This is a genomic window from Mesorhizobium sp. M4A.F.Ca.ET.090.04.2.1 (genome assembly GCF_003999085.1).
GTDB lineage: Bacteria > Pseudomonadota > Alphaproteobacteria > Rhizobiales > Rhizobiaceae > Mesorhizobium.
This window is the reverse complement of sequence record NZ_RZOT01000432.1, coordinates 1-5377: the sequence shown is the minus strand read 5'-3', so window position 1 is coordinate 5377 and position 5377 is coordinate 1. Positions and strand designations below refer to the sequence as shown.

The window sequence follows — 5377 nt, the reverse complement described above, 5'->3', positions numbered from 1 at the left end:
ACCTTGCCCTGAGACCCGGCCAGCCGGTCTGACGCATGGCCGCTTCCGGATCGAGCGGCGCCGTCATCCGCGGAACCGCGATTCGACGCAAAACCATGAGTGGAAAGCAGGCACCGGCTCGCTTATGAAAGAGCAATGTTCAGGCTCGCGCATATTTCCGATGTCCATCTGGGGCCGCTTCCCGGTGTAACCTATCGCGAACTCGCCTCCAAGCGCGTGGTCGGCTATGTCAACTGGCAGCGCAATCGCCGCCGCCACATGCATGATGCGGTCATCGACAGCATCGTCGCAGATCTCAAAGCCAGCCAACCGGACCATCTCGCCGTCACCGGCGATCTGGTCAATCTGGCGCTCGACGGCGAGATCGAGATGGCCAGGCACTGGCTGGAGACGCTGGGCTCGCCCGATGACGTGTCGGTCGTCCCCGGAAACCACGATGCCTATGTACCGGGCGCCTTCGACAAGGTCTGCCGATCATGGGCGGCCTGGATGACAGGCGACGGCGTCAGCGGGCCGGTCGACCGCAACGCCTTTCCCTATCTGCGCGTGCGCGGCAATGTCGCGCTGATTGGCGTCTCGACGGCGCGCGCCACCGCTCCTTTCATGGCCAACGGCTTTTTCAGGGCAGCCCAGGCGCGACGACTCGGCAAAATCCTGGACGCAACGGCCGGCAGCGGTCTGTTTCGGGTGATCATGATCCATCATCCGCCGGTGCGCGGGGCGGTTTCCCAATACAAGCGGCTATTCGGCATCGAGCTCTTCCAGCGGACTGCAAACCGGCATGGCGCCGAGCTCGTTCTGCACGGTCATTCGCATGACCCGACGCTGTTCTTCATCGGCCGGCGCGGCCAAAAGATCCCTGTCGTCGGCGTCGCAGCGGCCGGGCAGGGGCTCGGTGGCAGGCACCAGGCGGCGCAATACAACCTCATCGATATCGACGGCGAAAGAGGCGACTGGCAGGTCCGTTTGACGCGGCGCGGTCTGACCGGCCCGGCGATGCCGCCTTCGGACCTGCAGGTGCTTGAACTGGTGGCCGATGCCGAGGCACCTCGCCAACTGGTCAGAAGCTGACCTTGATGGCCGCGAGGCGATCCCAGAACAGCACCAGCGACACGGCAAGCCCAACAAGCGCGCCGGCGGCGATCAGACCCAAACCGGAGAGGACGGCTGACCAGGCCTTGCCGCGCCGGGTCGCCCGCAAGGGCGGTTCGGCTTCTCTCACCGATGCCCGATGCATGCCGGGAACGGGATGCTCGACCCCGCCTTCCATCATCCTCTGGCGCTCGATCACACGTTCGGCCACATAGCGCGTCACAGAATCGGCGACGACCTTCATGTCGCTCGATTCGGCGAGCACCACGCGCCCGATGCGCGTGTCCCTGAGGAAGCGATAGGTGCGGCGGTCGCGTCCCATGGCGACGTGGCAGACGGCATCGATCCACAGGCGCGGCTGCAGGCCGGACGAGACCGCGAAGTCGAAATTGTCCATGTCGGTGGGCACCTCGGCAAAGACAGGGGCGAGCTCAGCGGCAAGCAGATCCAGTCGCATACGGTGCGCCTCGCGCATGTCGACGACGACATCGTCGCGATCAGCGAAAGCGTTCTTCACGTCGCGAATGGCATCGGACAGCTTGCGCGACGCCTCGATCGGGGTGGGTTTCTCGCCTGCGTCCTTCATCGGCGGCTGCCTCGTGTTGGTTAACAGCGGGTTAACACAGTCGCCGACAAAATGCACTGGTGAGATGGTGGATCAGCTATACCGCCCGGTCACGCGCGGACGAGCGTCGACGGCGCCGACTCATGTTACGACGCACGGCGGAAGCGACCAGATCGGATGCTTCCTCGACCAGCATATGGCCGGCTTCCAGAACATGATGCAGGTGAAAATGCGCCGGCAAGTCGTCTGCCTGGGCAACCGGCAGCATGGCGTCGTCCGTGCCCCAGACCACCATCACCGGCATGGCGAGCGTGCCCAACTGTTCGCGCGGAATGGCGCCTTGCCGATCATCCCTGGTCATGACGGCGGCGATCTCGACAAGCTTCTGCACCTGACCGGGGCGTTCGCGCATCTCGGCAAGCGTATCCACGATGTCTTCCGGCGGCTGTTCCCCTGGTCCGGACATGGCGGCCAAACAGGTACGAACCTCGTTTCTGCCGGCCGCCGCCGCATAGCGGCGCAATAGCGGCCCGTTGATCTCCGGTCCGAAACCGCCCGGCGCCAGAAGCGTCAGCGAGGCTACCCTTTCGGGCTCGCTCAACGCCAACAGGGTCGCGACCGCGCCACCCATCGAATGGCCGACGAGATGCACTTTCTTCCTTCCGCGTGTCGCCAGGTCGGCGAGAATGGCCTTGGCGGCGGAGCGCGCCGATGTGCCGGGGACACTGAGAGAATGCCCGTGGCCGGGAAGGTCGTAGGCAATCGTCCGCATTCCGGGAGATAGCGTCGAGATCACCTGGCGCCAGACATCATGGCACCCGCCAAAACCGTGCAGGAAAACGACAACCTTCGAGCCGGCGCCCCGTTCGGCGGCATAAACGGAAGAATCCATGAAAGTTTATGAGTTTTCCAAGCCCCAGCGACCGAACAGGCGCCCCCGTAGTCAAATTGTGGCTCGATTGCTCTTTGTCTAGAGCAACGGCCAGTAAATTTTTTGCGATCAGCCGCGCCGTTCTAGTACAATTCAGCTGGCGCTACCAAGGCCTGCTGCATGCAAAGCTTGGACCAACCTGTCGGTGAGATCGGCGGGGTATTTGCGGTCGACGAAGGTCGCGCGCGGATCGGCGGCGAATTTCGGGAATTTGGCGACGAGTTCATCGGTCAACTGGCCGGCCAACTGGCCGCGGCCGGCAATCTTGGCGCCGATCAGGCGCGCGGCCAGATAATGAGACTTGGTGGCCGTGGTGCGCAACGATTCACTGGCAATGGCGGCCTGCCTCGCATCCCCCAGCATGAACGCGCCGACAAACAGGCCGTAGTCCCACCATGTCGGGTGGCCACTGAAGGTCTCGACGGCGTGTGCAATGATAGGGGTGCCTTCGCTGTACTTGCCGGCGAAGATCAGCCCATAGCCGTAGGCTGCGGCCATACCGAGATCGTAGGGATTGAGCTCGTGCGCCTTGCGCATCCAGCGGATCGCTTCGTCCGTATTGCCGAGGCGCGAATTGAGATAGCCATAGGCGCGATGCGCATAGGGGCTGGTCGGCCCGATCTGCACGGCACGATGGGCAAACGACATCGCCTGTTCGATCGTCGCGCCGGAAGGATAGGCGTAGTGATCGGTGACGGCCTCGAGATGCAGGGACGCGAGTTCGGAATAGACAAGCGACGATTTCGCACCTTGGTTGGCCAGTTTCTCGAGGCAGCGATAGGCAGCCTCGTGCGTCGCTGCGCTTTGATCGAGATAGTATCTGTCGTTGAGCACCAGGCACTGCGTCAGGCCAGTGCCGATGCCGCTTTGCTCGATATAGCCGTAGATCGGTCCGGAGGCCGGAATGGTCGAGGTCAATATGTTGGCGATGCTGTCCTCGACCGCGTCGGGCGCACTGTCCTCGGCCGTCAGGTTGCGTGACAGGAGCACCCGGCCGGTGGCGACATTCTGCAGTTCGATCGTGACATCGCTTGGCGCGGGTCCAGGCAAGATGTCGAATACAAAGCTGGTGGCGTCGGCGGCCGGATCATGCGTGCCGTCAGCGTCGCGCCCGATGAAGTCTATCGTGTCGAAACCGGCAAGGCCGGTGCGCAGCGAGGCAGCCACGCGCGCCGCCTCGGGACCGCTCGCCTTTGTGGCGATGTAGATCAAAGGCAAGGTCTCCACCGGTGAAGACGCGATGCTACCTGTCGCCGCTGTTTCGACCACCGAGGCCGCATCCCCGCCGCCGAGCAAGGCATCGCCGCCCTGGCGAAGGATGAGCACGCCCAGCATGGCGATGACGACAGCGATCGCGCCCCAGAAGAACCTCAGGTGGCGGGTCAGCGACGGGCCATGAGCCTGAGAAGCGGGCGGCGACATCGGCGGCGCGGACTGTGCGGGAGCGGGCTCCTCTGGCAAGCCGGGCGCCACGATGGCACGCGCCACGCCCGCCGCCGGCTCCTCGCCGACAGGCAGGCGAATTGCGTTCAGCTCATAGGATGGAACATAGCCGCCGCGCGGGATGGCGATACGCACCGGTTCGGCAACGCCTTCATTGGCGAAATATTGCTGCAGGAGCTCGCGCAGCCTGCCCGCCTGGACCCGGACCACGGCATCGGTCGACGGATCGAAATCGCCGTCCCTGCCGAAGACATCCATGGCGATGGAGAAGCCCTTGAGCCGGTCGGCTTCGCCGGCCTGCTCGCGCTCGACCAGGTAGCGGAGCAGCTTTCGGGCACGCTCCGAGCGTCCGAATGTTTCGCTGGCGAGCAGTCGCTCAAGTGTCTCGCGCACTGCGGGGGCGGCAGGCGGGGCATGCTGCAAGTGTCGATCCTCTCGAAGTCGGCACAGGTTAGGGCGCGATCATATAGCGATGGCACTGCCGCACAAGCATAGTTGTGTTATGCGATCGCGTAAGCCACCGGATAATTGCCCATGGTTAACGCGCGAAAGCCGGTATCGCAATGCGTGCGGAGCGCCGCGGACGTGCGGCGCTCCGGGTAAGCATTGATCAGCCGGCGTTGCGGCCGACGATGCGGTTGGCGGCCGAAACCACCGCTTCCAGCGAGGCGGCGACGATGTTGGTATTGATGCCGGCGCCGAACAGCTTGCCGCCGGGATACTCCATCTCGACATAGGAGATGGCGGAGGCATTCGAGCCGCGCTGTAGCGAATGTTCGGAATAGTCGAGCACCGACATCGCGACGCCAACATGCCGCGACAGCGCATCGACGAAACCATCGATCGGGCCGGTGCCGGTGCCGGTGATGGTCATTTCCTTACCCTTGTCGAGGATCACCGCCTCGATCACGCGGCGGCCCTTCACCTCGGTGTCGGGATAGGTGTGGTGATCGATGAATTCCAGCCGGGCGCTGGGCTGGTCGACATAGGTCTCGAGGAAGCGCTCATGGATCCGCTTGGCGGGCACCTCCTTGCCTTCGGCGTCGGTGATTGCCTGGATAGCCTGGCTGAACTCGATCTGCAGGTTGCGCGGCAGATTGAGGCCGTAGTCGGCCTGCAGCACATAGGCGATGCCGCCTTTGCCGGACTGCGAGTTGATGCGGATGATCGCCTCGTAGGTGCGGCCGACGTCGGCCGGATCGATCGGCAGGTAGGGCACTTCCCAGAGCGGCGTGTTGGCCTTCTTCAGCGCCTTCATGCCCTTGTTGATGGCGTCCTGGTGCGAGCCGGAGAAGGCGGTGTAGACCAGTTCACCGACGTATGGGTGGCGTTCCGGGATTTTCAGC

At 63.9% G+C, this 5377-nt stretch carries 5 protein-coding genes; 1 reads left to right on the top strand and 4 read right to left on the bottom strand.

Annotated features, from left to right (window positions below):
* Positions 1–135: 135 nt before the first annotated feature.
* Positions 136–1071: a metallophosphoesterase gene (locus EN781_RS24830; RefSeq protein WP_126058607.1), complete on the top strand. Its 936-nt coding sequence runs from the start codon at positions 136–138 to the stop codon at positions 1069–1071.
* Here EN781_RS24830 and EN781_RS24825 read toward each other — a convergent pair.
* From EN781_RS24825 to EN781_RS24810, 4 genes are all read right to left on the bottom strand, one after another.
* Entirely contained in the window at positions 1061–1678 is a 618-nt protein-coding gene (locus EN781_RS24825) for a hypothetical protein (protein ID WP_126058608.1), read from the bottom strand. The genes EN781_RS24830 and EN781_RS24825 overlap by 11 nt on opposite strands.
* Before the next feature lie 76 nt (positions 1679–1754).
* Positions 1755–2549, bottom strand: coding sequence for an alpha/beta fold hydrolase (locus EN781_RS24820; RefSeq protein ID WP_126058609.1), 795 nt, complete (start codon positions 2547–2549; stop codon positions 1755–1757).
* Positions 2550–2681: 132 nt separating this feature from the next.
* Positions 2682–4454: a hypothetical protein gene (locus EN781_RS24815; RefSeq protein ID WP_126058610.1), complete on the bottom strand. Its 1773-nt coding sequence runs from the start codon at positions 4452–4454 to the stop codon at positions 2682–2684.
* Positions 4455–4641: 187 nt separating this feature from the next.
* On the bottom strand, positions 4642–5377 hold a 736-nt coding region (locus EN781_RS24810; protein ID WP_281034394.1), incomplete at its 5' end, for an alpha-isopropylmalate synthase regulatory domain-containing protein.